Here is a 16,532-nt window from a genome sequence, read left to right as displayed (position 1 = left end):
ATGCGCTTTGTCTCAGCCTCTTTTTTATTTATGAAAAGTTTTAACTCATGACGGTTACTTTTACTTGACGACGTCCCCAAGCAACGCATTTCTCAACCGTTGTAAAGTGAACATCAATAATATTTCCTTTGATTGCTCCACCTGTATCAGCGGCAATTGCTACACCATAGCCTTCAACATTTACGATTGAATTCAGTGGAATCACGCTTGGATCAACGGCAATTGCTTGTGGATTGTCATACAAATCTAACCCACTTGCAGTGATATGTCCTGAACCGGGTTCTGAATAAGAATATGCCGTAGATTCCATCATGCGAGTAGCACCTGACGTTGGTACTTCCTCTTTTGATGTGTCTTCTTTTGGCTTTTCGTTTGACTCTTCTTTGGCTGGCTCAGTTTCCTTCTCTGCGTTTTCTGCTGCCAATTTTTGGGCTTCTTCTTTTGCTTGTTGTGCTTCTTCTTTTGCTTCTTCTTTTGCTTTTTCAGCCTGTTTTTGTGCTTCTTCTTTTGCTTGTTTTTCAGCAGCCTCTTTTTTCGCGTTTTCTGTAGCAATTCGCGTTTTTTCAGCTTCTTTATTCTTAGCAATTTCGCTAAGCGTCACTTGATTATCTGTTAGTTTTTGTTTTAAAGAATCAACTTTTTCATTCAAAGAGTCCGCTTCGACTTCTAGGGAAACTTGATTATCCTTTAATGAAATTTGTGTATCCTCTAATTTTTGATTGAGATCAACTAACTTTTGTCTTTGATTATCTAAGCTAACAATTTTATCTTTTTCTGCTTGATGAAGAACACGAACAGCGTATGCTCGATTGATAAATTCGGCCACAGTTTCAGCGTCTAAAAGTGCTTGTAAATTTCGCTCGTTTGAACCATTGATTTGAACATCTTTTAGTCGTTGTGCAACGGCTTCTTTGCGTTTCTCAATCGTTGCTTCGGTCTCCTTGATTTCTTGTTTTGATTGATCAATCGTTTTTTTGTTTTGAACAATCTCTTGTTTTATTTTTTCAACTTCTTGATACTTTTCATTAACATCATTCAATGCCACTTGTACTTCGACACTGATTTCTTCACCCTGACGTTTTGCAACTTGTTCTTTTTCATTTAAAGAATCAAGAGATTCTGCTTGAGTCACTAAGGGTAGTGCTAAATTTGCTGACAATAAGACAGCAAGCATAACTAAGGCTTTTTTTGCCTTCACGAACTCCAACACCTTTCTCCTAAAATACCAACTCTTACATTATACAAATGATTATTACAATTCATATGTCAGAAATATTACAATTTATTACAAATATAATTCGTTCACATCCATTTTCGATTAACTGTTAGCTAAAATAAAAAAGCAATTGAACTTTTTTTCGTTCAATTGCTTTATTTTTGAGCAAATTTGCTAGTTATTTTTTTTTGCGCAATTCTTTTACTAATTGGCGAATTTCATTGACATCTTTTCCTTCTTTCAATGACAATTGTGGGAAATTCTTTAAGAAGCGTCGTTGCGTATAATTCAAACGTGGCAAATAATCATTGGTTTTCGTCGATTCTTTAAATGCTTGTAACCAATCACCAGCAGATTTTTTCTCTGGTTTTGAGACAATTCCCTTGCCAAAAACTGTGCCAGAAGTTTTTTGTCGTTCTTCCCATTCGTCTTTGGTTTTTTCAAAGACTTCTTGCAAGTTTGCTTTTTGTTCATTAATTGCTTTCTGTAAATCTGTGACTGCTTTTTGGAAACTTTGTAAATTCGCTAATGTGTAACCAAGATCCATCATAATTAGCCCAATCAAAAGAACTGGCAAGTAAAAACTAAAGTGTTCCGCCAAAAATCGTTCCAAAATCAAAATATGCGGATGGATTACTTTCACGATCAAGACACAGCCCACACCCCAGAAAAGTGAAACTGGTAAAGCAACTCTTCCATTGATATTCAATGGAACATCATGGTAATCCCACCAAGTGGCATGAAATAATTTTTCTAAGCCAAAGCTAGTCAGGTACTCCAAAATCGTGACCAGAGCAGTTGATAAAACATACAGTAAAACAAGGTTCGATTGGAATGGTTCAATAAAATACAATACCCCTAAAATCCCAAAACCATAGATTGGCGTAATTGGACCAACTAAGAATCCTCGATACACGAAATGTTTGGCTTTAATGGAACAGTAAACTGTTTCCCATAACCAACCGACAAATGAATAAATAAAAAATAGCAATACTACACGGATAAATTCGGTCATAAGTGCCTCCTTTTTCTTTTTATTGTATCAATAAGCTGGAAAAATGAAAAGAAACTCTAATGAAAGAGCTTGCTGGCTTTTCATTCCAAATTTCATAAGCTACAATGTGTAATGTACTTATCGTTTTTCTTTCTACTATAAATATAGAAAATTTTACTACTTAGGAGGAATCATATGATTCAATTATTGCGTTATGCAAAAGACTATCGTAAGCAAATCATTTTGGGACCCTTTTTCAAATTTCTTGAAGCAGTTTTTGAATTAATTCTCCCTTTATTGATGGCTTCGTTGATTGATAACGGACTTAGAAAAAATGATACAGGTGTAGTCATTCAAATGGGTATTTGGATGGTTGTCATGTCAATTATCGGACTGATTTGTGCTATTATTTGTCAATACTATTCCTCAGTTGCTTCGCAAGGTTTCGGTACGGAGTTACGTAACCAACTCATGAAAAAAATCAATACACTTTCCCACAGCGAGCTAAATCATTTTGGAACAGATACCTTGATTACCCGAATGACCAATGATATCAATCAATTGCAACTAGCTTTAGCGATGGTTATCCGGCTATTGATCCGCGCGCCATTTTTAAGCATTGGTTCTGTCGTGATGGCCTTTATCATTGATTGGCAAATTGGCTTGTTCTTTTTACTCTTTTTACCCATTTTTGCGGTAATCTTGTATTTCATTATTAAAAAAACAATTCCTCTTTACCAAAAAGTACAAGAAAAATTAGATCACTTAAACGAAATCGTTAGTCAGAATCTTAGTGGCGTTCGTGTCATTCGCGCCTTTGGTCGAACAAAGACAGAGGTTAAAACCTTTGACGAAAGTACCGATGATCTGGCAAAAAATTATTTGCTCGTTTCAAATATTTCTGCACTTTTGACCCCTGCCACAACATTAATCATGAATGTAGGCATTATTTGCCTGTTGACAGTTGGTGGAATCAAAGTCAATATTGGCGGACTACAGCAAGGACAAGTGTTAGCGTTAATCAATTATATGAACCAAATGTTGTTAGCTTTGATTGTTGTTTCTAATTTAGTCGTGATTTTTACCCGTGCTGAAGCTTCAGGAAAACGTGTCAAAGAAGTCTTGACCATGGAAAATTCAATCCAAGAAATGCCAGACGCAAGCACACCTGCGCTTGACAGTCAGATAATCCTTGAATTTAAGCACGTTGATTTCCGCTATACACCAGCTTCTGGTTTGTCTTTGGAAAACATCAATTTTCAAGTGAGAAAAAATGCGATTGTCGGCATCATTGGACCCACTGGTAGTGGTAAAACAACTCTGACTCAGCTCATTCCTCGTTTCTACGATGTAAGTAATGGTGAGGTTCTCGTTGACGAGCTAGATGTCCGACAATGGGAAATGGAAAAATTGCGAGCGCAAATTGCCATGGTTCCTCAAACAGCTGTGCTTTTCACTGGCTCCATCCGAGACAACTTGCATTGGGGCAAAACGAATGCCACAGATGAAGAATGTTGGGAAGCTTTAACAATTGCACAAGCTGACGATTTTGTTCGTCAACTTCCTGATGGTTTGGACACCAAAGTTATGGAAAACGGGAAAAACTTTTCTGGTGGTCAAAAACAACGTTTGACCATCGCACGTGCTTTGATTGCAAAACCAGCGTTACTAATTCTTGACGATTCATTAAGTGCACTTGACTATCAAACAGATTTGAATTTACGCAAAGCTTTGAAAACTTCCCTTGATTGTACCGTACTGATTATTTCTCAACGAGTTCGTTCAATCCAAGAAGCAGAAACTATTTTAGTCATGGATCAAGGACGGATTGTCGCTCAAGGAACAAATGCTGAACTGTTGCGTACATCAAAAGAATACCAAGAAATCGTGGCATCGCAGGAGGAGGAATAAAATGAAACAAAAAAAATTCTCAATGCAGTTATTCAAACGATTTATCCCCTACCTGATGGCTTATCCTAAAGAAATTACTTTAGCGATTTTCTTTGGTTTGCTGAACGGTATCGCGACCGTCGTCATGACGTTACAAATTGGCCAAAGTATTGATCTGATGATTGGTATCGGACGGGTTCAATTTCAAGAACTCTTTCATTTATTGTTACTCTTTGGTGGTGTAGTACTCGTCAATGTTCTTAGTCAGTGGTTGATTCAAGTCTTAAGTAACCGGCTTGCTTATCTCTCGGTAGCGGCGCTGAGAAAAGATGCTTTTGAACGATTGAACCGTTTGCCTCTTCGCTATTATGACCAAACAGCACACGGAAATATCGTCAGTCGTTTTACCAATGATATGGATAACATTTCTATCGCCATTGCAGCAGCCTTCAATCAATTATTTTCTGGCGTTGCGATCATCATTTTATCTTTTATCTTTATGATTCATTTGAGTCCGTTGCTAACAGTTGTCGTTTTATGTGCCACCCCGATTATCTTTTTAGTCAGTTTTCTGGTCGCACGTTCTTCCCAAAACGACTTTAATCAACAGCAAAAAATTATTGGTGACATTTCCGGATTTGTGACTGAACGTATTGGAAATCAAAAAATCGTAAAAGCTTTTCAACAAGAAACAGCTAGTCAACAGGCATTTGAAACATTGAATCAAGAACTTTACGTCAAGGGACAGCGTGCTCAATTTTCTTCTTCTTTGACAAATCCTTCTTCCCGTTTTGTCGATCATTTAGCTTATCTGTCAATTGGTTTAGTTGGCGGCTTGCTTGCTTTACGAAGCGGGTCAGCAATTACCGTTGGTGTTATTTCCAGTTTTACCATCTATTCGAGTCAATTTTCTAAGCCTTTTATCGAATTATCTGGAATCACTACGCAAATTCAAACGGCCTTTGCTGGATTGGATCGAGCGTTCGAGTTGATTGATCAGCCCGAAGAGACACCTGACGCCCCTAATGCGTTTGCTTTGGATCCCAACACAATCAAAGGAGAAGTCGTTTTTGAACACGTTTCGTTTTCATATGATCCAAATCAGCGTTTGATTGAAGACTTTAATTTCAAAGCAAAACCTGGGCAAACAATTGCAATCGTCGGAAAAACAGGTGCCGGGAAATCAACGCTGGTCAATCTTTTAATGCGATTTTATGATACCACTAGCGGAAGGATTCTGATTGATGGTCACAATCTCCGTGACATCAAACGAACGACTTTGCGCAAAAGCTTTGGTATGGTTTTACAAGACACTTGGCTATTTGACAGTTCCTTACGTGCGAACCTTCGCTATGGCAATCCGAGTGCTAGTGATGAGGAAATCAATGAAGCATTAAAAGCTGCCTATATGTATGAATTTGTCGAGCGACTACCAGAAAAACTTTCAACCAAAATCGGTGGTCAAGGACTAAAAATTTCCGATGGTCAGCGACAACTATTAACGATTGCACGAACGATGATTAGTAACCCGCCCATGCTGATTTTAGATGAAGCAACTAGTTCTGTTGATACGCTAACCGAAAAGAAAATCCAACAAGCCTTCTTGACAATGATGGAAGGGAAAACCAGCTTTGTAATTGCGCACCGACTTTCCACTATTAAAAATGCGGACCAAATTCTGGTCATGGATCATGGTGAAATCGTTGAAATGGGTACACATGATGAATTATTAAAAAAAGCTGGTTACTACAATCAGCTTTATCAAGCACAATTTACACATCAATAAAAAAACAGGCAATCTTCTGGGATGGGAAGATTGCCTGTTTTTTTATTTTTATTTCGTGCGAACTGTTAGACTTTGCAAAATCTTTTTATAAGGAATACTTCGTCCAACATAGTAAATTGCAATTGATTGAAGCGGGATCCAAATAACTGTTTTCAACAATCGTGGTGCCCAAACGACCCAACTAAACAGTGGGACATGATACATCAAAGCTAGCCAAAGTGGCGTCAAAATCAAATTGATAATCAACGTGACACTCAGTGTTGCTAAGATAGCATTTTTCCAAGTAATTTCTTTTCTATAGAAAAAGAAGCCGTAAATCGCACCTTCGATAAAAGCATTCAAGGTAAACCCAATAAAGAATGCTGATTTTGAAAATAATGCCATTCCGACAAGGTCAGCTAACACTGATCCAATACCAGACCAAAAAGGACCAAATAAAATCCCCATGATGACCTGTGGAATAAATGTTACACTGAGTTTGATAAAAGGTGTTTCGATAGATATTAGTCGTGATAAAGTAACCATTAAGGCAATCAACAGCCCCATGATCGCTATCATCCGTGCGTCTAATCGATTTTTTTTCATTTTAGCATCTCCTTTAAGAGCTGCTACACAATAATATGCAGCGAATGCGAAAATAAAACCGCGAATAAGTTCCCTTATCCTTCGTCCAGGTGGCAACATCCCATCCTCCCAGCACTTAACGCTTTATTTCCTACTCTGATTTTATTTTGGGAAACAATTCCCTCACAAAATATAACATAATTATCATTGACTAGCAAACAGGAAAACTGAATGTTACTATGATTTCCGTCTTTTATGTTCGCTATTCAACAACTTCCATTAGTATTTATTCATATTATTGGATAAAATACCGAAAATTCATTCATGTTCCGTTGAAATCGCTTCTTTTTCCATTTCATGAACGACCGTCCGAAAATCTAAATATCCTGCTGCTAATCCACGCAGTAAAACTTCAGCTGTGCCAATATTGGTGGCCAAAGGAATCTCGTATACATCTGATAAACGAATCAACGCTGTTACGTCTGGTTCGTGTGGCTGCGCTGCCAGTGGATCTCTCAAGAAAATGACTAAATCAATTTCGTCTTCCGAGATCATTGCCCCAATTTGTTGGTCGCCTCCCAACGGACCTGATTTAAAACGATGAACTGGCAAATTAGTTGCCTCTTGAATTCGTAAACCTGTCGTCCCAGTTGCATAAAGCTCGTGTTTCGCTAAAATCGTTTGATAAGCTGTCGCTAATTTAATCATCAATGGTTTCTTTCGATCATGTGCAATCAAAGCAATTTTCATCAGTCACACTTCCTTTCTTTTCTTTAGTGTAACAAACTTAGGAAACCGTTTAAATTTTTTGTTACCATTTTTTTGATTTTCTTTGCTTCTTCGTCACTCTGACCAAAAAACAGACAAATTCTTGTTCATTCTGCCGTTGTTATAGGTTAGCGCTTTCATTTATACTTTAGTCAAATAAAACTTATAGAAAGTGTGGAATTTACTATGGTAGAAATGGCGTTGACACATGTTTATAAAAAATACGATAATGCAGAAAATTATTCAGTTACTGATTTTAATCTAAATATTCAAGATCGTGAATTTATTGTTTTTGTTGGACCATCTGGATGTGGGAAATCAACTACTTTACGTATGATTGCTGGTTTAGAAGATATTACGGAAGGCGAATTAAAAATTGGCGAAAAAGTCATGAATGATGTAGCTCCAAAAGATCGTGATATCGCAATGGTTTTCCAAAACTACGCTCTTTATCCTCATATGACTGTTTTTGATAATATGGCATTTGGTTTGAAATTGAGAAAATATGACAAAGCTGAAATCAAAAATCGGGTTGAAAATGCGGCAGAAATTTTAGGTCTAACCGAATACCTATCTCGTAAACCAGCTGCATTATCTGGTGGACAACGTCAACGTGTTGCTTTAGGTCGTGCAATCGTTCGTGATGCCAAAGTCTTCTTGATGGATGAACCTTTATCAAACTTAGATGCTAAATTACGTGTAGCAATGCGTGCAGAAATTGCTAAATTACACCAACGTTTAGAAACAACAACAATCTACGTTACCCATGACCAAACAGAAGCGATGACAATGGCAGATCGAATCGTTATTATGAAAGACGGATTTATTCAACAAATTGGTTCACCAAAAGAAGTTTATGACACACCAGTGAATGTTTTCGTTGCTGGATTTATTGGTTCACCTGCAATGAACTTCTTCAATGTAACGCTAAATGACGGTGTGATTACTGATGGTCACGGATTAAGACTTCGCATTCCAGAAGGAAAAAATAAAATCTTAGTAGAAAAAGGCTACAACGGCAAAGAAGTCATCTTCGGTATTCGTCCTGAAGACATCCATAGCGAACAAATTGCTTTAGATGCTTCACCAGAAGCAGTCGTTCATTCTGAAGTTGTGGTTTCAGAATTACTAGGTGCAGAAACAATGCTTTACACAAAAACTGGCTCAACTGAATTTATTTCAAAAGTCGATGCACGTGATTTCCACAAACCAGGCGAGATGATTGACCTTGCTTTCAATATCAATAAAGGACATTTCTTCGATAAAGAAACAGAAGATGTGATTACTTTACCTTAATTTTAATTGATGCCCCCTTTTTAAGAGCTGTACCGCAACCAACGGTGCAGTTCTTTTTTTTGCAATACTAGGGCCTTGTTCGATTACAAAAAAAGATAAAAGAGCTTGGGACAAACGCGTTCAGCTCTAAAAAAGAAAAACAGTTTGGAAATAGCTCTGCCTATTTTTGAAATTATTCGGCTTGTTTTTCGAGAAATTTACTTTTTGAACATCATTTGTTCGTAAAAAAGTGTCTGGAACATTCATCAAAATGATGATGTTCCAGACACTCGTTTGCTTATTTTAAAACATCATATTCATTCCATAATTCATGGCACTGGAAGATAAGTTAGTTAATCCAAAATAATAAGTCGCTGTGGCTGACGTTGTATGACTAATTGAAGCCGGTGTCCCGTACACTTCCCAATATTGAATTTGCGCACCATTTTGAGTTATAACCATAGCCCTTGGACTCCAATCACTATTATGATTAGTAGTTAGGTAAGTATATGGGGTATTTCCTGCAATCGTAAAGCTGTAGCCAGTTGACTTACCACTTAAAAGCTGTACATCATGATAGATAAAAGGCGTTACACCTGGGATTTCTTTATCTAGTAAGACGAGCTTATTCTCATTAATCACATATCTACCTTCAGAAGTCGTACAAAGAATGTCAGTCAAGTCAGACTCACGCTCATCTATGTAAATTTTCCCCAGTTCTGGTGCCACATCGTTAGTAATTTCAGCAGCTTGTGCTGGCTGACCAAACAATAACATTCCAAACGTAACTAAGCCCAGACAAACAAATTTTTTCATTTCTAAACACTCCTTTTTTATTTTTCCCAAATCACCCGTTGCTCTTTTGCTGTACTTGGGGGATCTGCGGTATTATCGTCAATCAAGATAATCTTTTTAGGAATATCCATGTACTCGGTATCCCTCACATACTGTGCAGCGACAAAACTCAATTTTGGAAAATAGTTGGTCGGAAAAGGTTCACCTTTATACACTTTATTTTGTGAAAGATTAATATACGCAGTCCCTGTATTATTATCAAAATAAAAACCCCATCCCGGTTCTTTCCAGCCTTCACGTAATTTTACATTTGCAGTTATTTCAGGAACTTGGTATTTATTATCTTTACCGTAAGGGATTTCTTTGACCGTAACATCCATGATATCCGTCAAAGGAATAATATACTCGACCGGTTCTTTTTGTACTTTTTCTTTTTTTGTACTCTGATTCGCCGTATTCAGAAAAAATAAGCCAATCAACAGTGCGCAGATGAAGCAAACCAAAAAGCCAAATCCAAAATATTTTTGTTTCTGATTCAAAGAACCCATTGTTTTTATTGTCTGATTGTTGTCAATTGTCTCTTCTTCATCTTTAATTAAATAATCGACTGTTACTCCATATAATTTACTTAAAGTAATCAGGAAAGAAAGATCAGGATATGTTCTCGACACTTCCCAGCTTGAAACAGTGGAGCGTGCAACATTCAATATTTTGGCAATATCTTCTTGCGTATACTCATTCTTTAGACGTTCTTCTTTCAGTTTGTCTCCTAGACTCATTTTTGTTCCCTCCATTAAATAGTTGTCTCAATCAGACTAACGGAAGTTGTTAACCAAGTTAAGACAAAATTCATAGCTAGTAGGCTTGCTACAAAACATATCGTAGCCATTTGGTGCTTTTTTACATAGCAAACGAACTAAATGACTAATCAGGAAGATAATTGAGCATATAAATAACAATATTATATAGCCATTAAACAACAATATGTACGCCAACCACGCCAAATAAAAGTTATTTTTATTCCAACCACCTCTTTATTCAATCGTACGATTTTATTTATCAGGCACCTTCAGTTACACTATGCCACAAAAAGAGAGCGCTTTCAATAAGTTTTTTTATTATTTTTAATTTTGGGTACGCATCTTAGACTTTCTATTTTAAAATTTGTTTTTTTTAGAAAAAATATTTTTCGAAAATTCATTTTAAAAGAACAATCAAAAATATTTTTCCATTAAATCGCTCACTTTTTTTGGCAGCTCTTTTCTAGATGCCATAAGCTAATTGATTGCTAATGCAAAAAAGGAAGTGCTCTTGCATTCTTCAAGTTGTAAACAAAGCTTAGCTAATAGTGAACTTTCTTTTTTCTTACTAATTTTCTTATTCAATCCCAAATGACAGCATTTTACAATTGATGAATCAAAAGATTTTAGCGCAAATGATTTTACAACTATTTTTTCTCACTTACTAGCCAAACGTGTTAAACAAAAATAGGTAACCTAAAACAAAATCTGTTTTAGGTTACCTATTTTTTACTAATGTATTTGAAAAATTCAACAATAACTAAATCTAATCAATTTTTCTCATTCAATTATTTTTAGCCAAGCTTCTCCATCTTCCTCGCCTGTTCTTTCGCTGCAGTAAATACAGGAATATCAAAATATTTGCTTAACGTGCCCGCAACAAAGTAAGCAATATTGTAGTCAACCAAACTGTGAATCAATCCACCGATTCCCATCAAAATAAATACTGTGTAGAAATAACCTTCTGAATAATACGTATCAGGCATATTACCCATAAAGTAAAAAGCACTCACAACCAACATTTCGGCAATTGAATGGATAACCCCAATGACAAAATTAAAGCCTTGAAATTTCCAGTTTGCTAGCGTAAATTTTCCATCCTTCAAGACGATTCCAGGTTTCTTTTGCAAATACCAAGCACCAACTACTGCAAAAATAATGTGTGACAATGCTCTTAATGCAATAATGACTGGTGTCGATAAAAAGAACCCAAACGTTGTTCCTAAAGCGACAGCAACAGCTACCCCTGGTGAAAAAAACATTGCTAAGAATAATGGCACATGCGAAGCTAAGGTAAAAGATGCTGGTGGAATCATGATTTTTGGCATAACTAAAGGAATGATGATTCCCATCCCAATCAGCAGTGCAGAAATAGTTAAGTGACGAACAGAATTTTTTTTCATTTTTTCTCTCCTTATGTGTCTTGACACATTGATGTTGTTTATTGTACTGATATTCCATGTATCTGTCAAGACACTTAAAGAAGTTGCCAACAATCTTCGACAAATTCTTTTTTTACTCACTTAGTTGGATCGTATAAATGTTTTTCAAATTGGATATGTCTGTCAGCTCATCAATTTTATTATAGAGCTATCAAGTCATTCTTCTTTTCCAATTAAAATAATTGTGTTGCTAACTTACTTCAAAAGCATCCTTTCGTCATTCGAAAGATGATTTAGAAAGTGACTTAGTTGTGCTGCTTTTTTCATCCTATCCCTATTATAAGTAGGCATTTTCCTCCAAATTTTATCCTACTTGATAAAAAAATCACAGAAAAACGCGAGCATCCTGCTCCGCTTTTCTGTGATAACTATTTTTTGAACAATACTTCTTACCCTTGTTTATTCGCCATCATCGCATTGCTTAATGCAGCAAATTCTTCTAATGACAGTGTTTCCCCACGACGTTTTGGATCAATTCCTGCATCAGCTAAACTTTGAGTCAACCACGCTTTGGTTGCTTCGTCTTTTCCATAAGCGTGTTGCAAATTGTTCCATAATGTTTTGCGACGCAATTGGAATGAGGCTTTCGTCAAACGGAAAAATTCTTTTTCATCCGTGACTTCAACAGCTGGTTCTTCTCTGCGTGTCAATTTTAAAATCGCTGAATCAACGTTTGGTTGTGGTACAAAAACTGTTTTAGGAACGATAAATGCTAAGGACGCATCCATATGATATTGCACGGCAATTGAAAGTGAGCCGTAAGCTTTGGTACCAGGCTTTGCAGAAATTCGATCTGCAACTTCTTTTTGCATCATAACAACCATTTCATCCACACGTACGTCCGATTCAAGAAAGTGCATCATGATTGGCGTTGTAATGTAATAGGGAAGATTTGCGACCACTTTTAATGGTAAATCTTCTGTAAAATATTCTTTGACAGCAGTAGCCAAGTCCGTTTTTAAAATATCTTGGTGAACAACCTTAACATTTTGATAACGGTGAAGTGTATCTGCTAATACTGGAATCAAACGATCATCGATTTCAAATGCGACGACTTGATTTCCATTCATGGCTAATTGTTCAGTCAGTGCGCCAATTCCTGGCCCTACTTCAATTACATTTGTTTCATGGTTGATCTCAGCTGTTTCAACGATTTTTCGTAGAATGTTAGGCTCTGTTAAAAAATTTTGTCCTAAACTTTTTTTAAATTGAAATCCATGTTCTTTCAAGATTTCTTTTGTTCGAGAGGGTGTTGCGATCTCACGATATTCAGTCATGTTTTGCCTCCACTTTTTTCATTGCTTGTCTCAATTCTTCTGGTGTAATGCGAAACATTTTCAAGCGTTTCGCTAATTGTTTGCCATTGGTGTAACCAATCCTAAGTTCATCCCCAAGTTTTTCTCTTTTTTCTTTGGCTTGTGCTCCCGCTATTAAACCATAGTCCAAAAGCATCTGTCTAGGGATTTCGTCAAACTCTTCCTCGCTAGGTGTCACAACTTTCTTCAATGCTTCAAGAATGGCTTCATTGCTTGCGTGTTCAACACCTAAGCTACCCTTTTTCTTTGGCTGAGCTTGCTTTCGAGGTAAGAAGGCATGTTTCGCTTGTGGTACGACTTCCATAATTGTTTTACGAATTTTTTCGCCTGAAAAATCTGGGTCTGTAAAAACAATCACCCCTCTTGTTTCTTGTGCATGCTCGATCTGCATCAAAATCGCTTCGTTAATTGCTGAACCAATTGTTTCAATCGTATCGACATTCACGACTTCTTGCAATCGTCTGGTATCGTCTTTTCCTTCAACGACTACAATTTCTTCAATAGTCAATTTACTCATTTTTCTGAAATCCCAAATAAGCGATGTGCATTGTGCCATGTGTGTGTAGCAATTTCTTCAAAAGGTACTTGGCGAAGTTCCGCAATTTTTTCAACCGTATAGCGAGTATACCCAGGTTCATTTCGCTTACCACGATAAGGTACCGGCGCAAGGTAAGGGGCATCCGTTTCTACCAACATCTTATCGAAAGGAACATTCGTTGCAGCTTCTTGGACGTCTAAAGCTTTTTTGAATGTCACAACACCACTAAAGGAAATATGCATACCCAGATCAAGAAAGCGCTGTGCCCACTCATAGTCACCACTAAAACTATGCATGATTCCACCAATATTGTGGACTTTTTCTTCTTTTAAAATCTGATACGTATCTTCTATCGCATCACGCGTATGGATGCTAATTGGTAAATTCATTTCTTTGGCAATCGCAATTTGACGACGAAAAATTTTTGCTTGAACTTCCTTTGGATCTTCCATCCAATAATAATCCAAACCAATTTCTCCTAATGCCACAACCTTAGGTAACGTCAATCGTTCTTGTAATTGTTGTTCAACTTCTTTGGTATAGCTACCAGCCTCAGTTGGATGCCAGCCAATGATACTATAAATATTTGGGTAGTCTTGACTAAGCTGTAAGGATTTTTCAATCGTTGGTTGATCAAAGCCAACCACAGCCATCTTTGTCACGCCCAGCTCTTTAGCACGCTCAATTGTTTCGGGAATGTCTTCATTAAATTGTTCCGCATTTAAGTGAGTATGAGAATCAAATATCATTCAAATCGCTCCTTTTCTTTCCTACTTTAGCACATAAACGGTTGAGACAGAAGTGGGACGGAAAAAAAGATTGTGAGAGTTTCAGAACTTCAAGTTTCTCATTCTAGCAAACAAGAAATTCTTTTTAGAAATCACTGCTTTTTATTTTATTTTTTCAGGAAACTACTTGATGAACAACAATTCATTTTCAAGTTATTTTGTTACGAATAAACTGAAGAAATGTGCTAAAAAAACCATCTTTAAGCTTAGCAATGCGTTAGACAAGTAAAAAAGAGATTGAGTAAGCCCCAATCTCTTTTTTATTTATTTCTTATTTTTATATAAGTAAACTGGGATTCCTAATAACGTCACACCAATCCCAATCATCGCAAGTGATGTCTGCGTTAAGATTGTCATTCCTAAGATAAAAATTGCGCCAATAATCGCAATTAGCGGAATCACCGGATAAAGCGGCACGTTGTAAGGACGATTCATCTCTGGCGCTTTCTTGCGTAAAACAAAAACAGCGATAAATATCAGTAAACTAAACAGCCACATCACAAAAATTAACATATCTGTCAGAAAATCAAATGAACCCATCGTCATCATGATACAGGCAATCACCAACTGAAACATTGCTGGCACGTAAGGAACTGTGAATTTCTTTGATAATTTTGTTAACTGATTACTGAATGGTAGTTCATTTTCTAAGGCCATCGCATAAGGAACACGAATTCCAGTCAACGTGTAGCCATTCAGCGCGCCATAAACAGAAATCAGAATACCAATCGTAACTAACTTTCCACCAAATGAACCAAAAATCACTGCTGAAGCATCCGATGCTGCGTTCAAGTTTCCAGCAATTCCTTCGATTGGTAAAGTCTTCAAGAAAACAAAGTTAATCAACAAATAGACCACTGTCACAAAACTTAATCCTAAAATAATTGCTTTAGGCAAATCTTTTTCTGGCTTTTTCATTTCACCAGCAATTGCGCCGACACCTAGCCAACCATCATACGCAAACAAAGTAGCCAGTAACGCACTACTCAATCCTTCCATAAAGGAAACATCTTTACCCGCTTCAATTGGAAAGAGCTGAACCGTACCAGATTCGGGAACCATTAACCCCCAAACAACAATTACTGCAATCGGGATCAATTTGATAATAAGTGTAGCAGATTGAACAGTTGCACCAACTTTTGTCCCCAATAAATTCAATCCAGTTACTGACAAAGCAGTCACAGCTGCAATCAATACCAGATAATCAGTGGATAACTGAAAGAGATTCGTCAACTGTGTTGCAAAAATAATTGAAAGAGCCGCAATGTTTGCTGGAAAATAAATCAGACTTTGCGCCCAACCTAATAAGAAACTTGGTAATTTTCCATACGCAGCCTCTATGTATTTAACTGCTCCACCTGTTTCTGGAATTGCTGTGGCTAATTCTGCAACAGTCAACCCGGCACAAATGGTCAAAAGGCCACCCAATAACCATACAAAAAGTGTTAAACTCGGTGATTGTGTGCTAGCAGTTACTGAAGCGGTCTTAAAAAAAACTCCTGCTCCAATAACAGTTCCCATAACTGTTGCTAATGCGCCAAACAAATTAATTTCACGTTTTAATTTATTTCCCATTCCTCATCCTCTTTCCTATTTTTATTAATATAATTGCTAGTATAACCGAGTTTTTTCCCCTTGGCTACGCACAAATCTAATAAAGGGTTTTCAAAAACATCCCCCTTAAGTCGGATGTTTTTTCTTTCCTTTTTGATTACAATTTAGCCAGTTTCTATTTAAAGGAGGTTTTGCTTTTGGACTTTCAACGTTCACATCCAAAATTAGCAAATTTTCTCACAGATCATGTTTCAGTTACACGAAAAGAACAACGACAGTCGCGCTGGCATTGGGCCACGCTGATTCTTTTTGGTCTTTTGACCATCGCTTCGTTTAGTCAACAGCTCCTTTTACTCACTGGTCTAGTAATTTTAGTCGCGTTATTCAGAGGACCCGGTTTGATTCTATGGAGCATCGTCTATTCTTTTTTAGTTAGTCTTTTCCCACCGCTAGGAATTATTTTATCTGCAATTTTCTTTTTGCTTAACATTGGAACCTTTACTAAAAATTGGCGTGTCACCTTGGTTGGCATCTATTTTTACCTTTATCCTGTTTTTGTCATGAGCTTACGTTATTTCAAATGGGATAATCAATGGTTTCTCGCCGGTTCGTTAATTATTGGTTTGTGCTTACTTCACTTGATGTTAAGGAGCCTCTACCAACGATATGGCATTGGACGAACAATTTCTTGGTACATCTTTGCGATTCCTTTCACCGTTTTAAGTGCGTTGCTACCTACTCGCTTGAAAAAACGATTGAAAAGATTTCCTTCATTAAAGTGATACAAAATCATTTATATGTAAATA

General features: G+C 36.9%; 15 protein-coding genes and 1 riboswitch. Of the genes, 4 read left to right on the top strand and 11 right to left on the bottom strand.

Annotation, left to right across the window (positions count from 1 at the left end):
* Positions 1-40: 40 nt before the first annotated feature.
* Together AB3I20_RS06310 and AB3I20_RS06305 are read right to left on the bottom strand one after the other, a co-directional pair.
* Positions 41-1,198: a 3D domain-containing protein gene (locus AB3I20_RS06310; RefSeq protein ID WP_368027098.1), complete on the bottom strand. Its 1,158-nt coding sequence runs from the start codon at positions 1,196-1,198 to the stop codon at positions 41-43.
* A 196-nt stretch (positions 1,199-1,394) separates the two neighbouring features.
* On the bottom strand, positions 1,395-2,231 hold the full coding sequence (locus AB3I20_RS06305) for a putative ABC transporter permease (RefSeq protein WP_270344617.1): 837 nt from the start codon (positions 2,229-2,231) through the stop codon (positions 1,395-1,397).
* Positions 2,232-2,405: 174 nt separating this feature from the next.
* Between AB3I20_RS06305 and AB3I20_RS06300 the strand changes: the two genes are divergently transcribed.
* Together AB3I20_RS06300 and AB3I20_RS06295 are read left to right on the top strand one after the other, a co-directional pair.
* Positions 2,406-4,121, top strand: coding sequence for an ABC transporter ATP-binding protein (locus tag AB3I20_RS06300; RefSeq protein WP_067482549.1), 1,716 nt, complete (start codon positions 2,406-2,408; stop codon positions 4,119-4,121).
* Position 4,122: 1 nt separating this feature from the next.
* The gene (locus AB3I20_RS06295) at positions 4,123-5,886 is read left to right on the top strand and encodes an ABC transporter ATP-binding protein (protein ID WP_071868872.1); all 1,764 of its coding nucleotides are present in this window, start codon (positions 4,123-4,125) and stop codon (positions 5,884-5,886) included.
* 48 nt (positions 5,887-5,934) lie between these two features.
* Here the strand turns inward: AB3I20_RS06295 and AB3I20_RS06290 are convergent, their stop codons facing one another.
* Both AB3I20_RS06290 and AB3I20_RS06285 read right to left on the bottom strand, forming a co-directional pair.
* On the bottom strand, positions 5,935-6,471 hold the full coding sequence (locus AB3I20_RS06290) for a folate family ECF transporter S component (RefSeq protein WP_067482553.1): 537 nt from the start codon (positions 6,469-6,471) through the stop codon (positions 5,935-5,937).
* 36 nt (positions 6,472-6,507) lie between these two features.
* Positions 6,508-6,611, bottom strand: a riboswitch (THF riboswitch).
* 157 nt (positions 6,612-6,768) lie between these two features.
* Entirely contained in the window at positions 6,769-7,200 is a 432-nt protein-coding gene (locus AB3I20_RS06285; RefSeq protein WP_067482555.1) for a methylglyoxal synthase, read from the bottom strand.
* A gap of 204 nt (positions 7,201-7,404) precedes the next feature.
* Here AB3I20_RS06285 and AB3I20_RS06280 point away from each other — a divergent pair, with 204 nt between their 5' ends.
* On the top strand, positions 7,405-8,514 hold the full coding sequence (locus AB3I20_RS06280; protein WP_067482557.1) for an ABC transporter ATP-binding protein: 1,110 nt from the start codon (positions 7,405-7,407) through the stop codon (positions 8,512-8,514).
* A 282-nt stretch (positions 8,515-8,796) separates the two neighbouring features.
* On the opposite strand, the gene AB3I20_RS06275 is transcribed toward AB3I20_RS06280, so the two are convergent.
* From AB3I20_RS06275 to AB3I20_RS06245, 7 genes are all read right to left on the bottom strand, one after another.
* Positions 8,797-9,309: a hypothetical protein gene (locus AB3I20_RS06275; RefSeq protein ID WP_067482559.1), complete on the bottom strand. Its 513-nt coding sequence runs from the start codon at positions 9,307-9,309 to the stop codon at positions 8,797-8,799.
* 17 nt (positions 9,310-9,326) lie between these two features.
* Positions 9,327-10,067, bottom strand: a complete 741-nt coding sequence (locus AB3I20_RS06270; protein WP_067482561.1) for a helix-turn-helix domain-containing protein — start codon at positions 10,065-10,067, stop codon at positions 9,327-9,329.
* Between the two features lie 815 nt (positions 10,068-10,882).
* Positions 10,883-11,491, bottom strand: a complete 609-nt coding sequence (locus AB3I20_RS06265; RefSeq protein ID WP_067482563.1) for a hypothetical protein — start codon at positions 11,489-11,491, stop codon at positions 10,883-10,885.
* A 428-nt stretch (positions 11,492-11,919) separates the two neighbouring features.
* Positions 11,920-12,807 carry a 16S rRNA (adenine(1518)-N(6)/adenine(1519)-N(6))-dimethyltransferase RsmA gene (gene rsmA, locus AB3I20_RS06260; protein ID WP_075491678.1) on the bottom strand — a complete coding sequence of 296 codons (888 nt, stop codon included), beginning with the start codon at positions 12,805-12,807 and terminating at the stop codon, positions 11,920-11,922.
* Entirely contained in the window at positions 12,800-13,363 is a 564-nt protein-coding gene (gene rnmV / locus AB3I20_RS06255; RefSeq protein ID WP_368027097.1) for a ribonuclease M5, read from the bottom strand. The genes rsmA and rnmV overlap by 8 nt, the downstream gene beginning before the upstream one ends.
* On the bottom strand, positions 13,360-14,133 hold the full coding sequence (locus AB3I20_RS06250) for a TatD family hydrolase (protein ID WP_086270735.1): 774 nt from the start codon (positions 14,131-14,133) through the stop codon (positions 13,360-13,362). The genes rnmV and AB3I20_RS06250 overlap by 4 nt, the downstream gene beginning before the upstream one ends.
* Before the next feature lie 303 nt (positions 14,134-14,436).
* Complete coding sequence (locus AB3I20_RS06245; RefSeq protein ID WP_368027096.1) at positions 14,437-15,747, bottom strand: APC family permease; 1,311 nt, start codon at positions 15,745-15,747, stop codon at positions 14,437-14,439.
* Positions 15,748-15,923: 176 nt separating this feature from the next.
* On the opposite strand from AB3I20_RS06245, the gene AB3I20_RS06240 reads away from it, so the two are divergent.
* A complete protein-coding gene (locus AB3I20_RS06240) occupies positions 15,924-16,508 on the top strand; it encodes a hypothetical protein (RefSeq protein WP_368027095.1) in 585 nt (194 codons plus the stop codon).
* The last annotated feature ends 24 nt before the right edge of the window (positions 16,509-16,532 follow it).

Source organism: Enterococcus sp. C50 (assembly GCF_040887505.1).
GTDB classification, from domain to species: domain Bacteria; phylum Bacillota; class Bacilli; order Lactobacillales; family Enterococcaceae; genus Enterococcus_B; species Enterococcus_B thailandicus.
The sequence above is the reverse complement of the archived record's forward strand: the minus strand, read 5'-3'. Positions and strand labels throughout refer to the sequence as shown.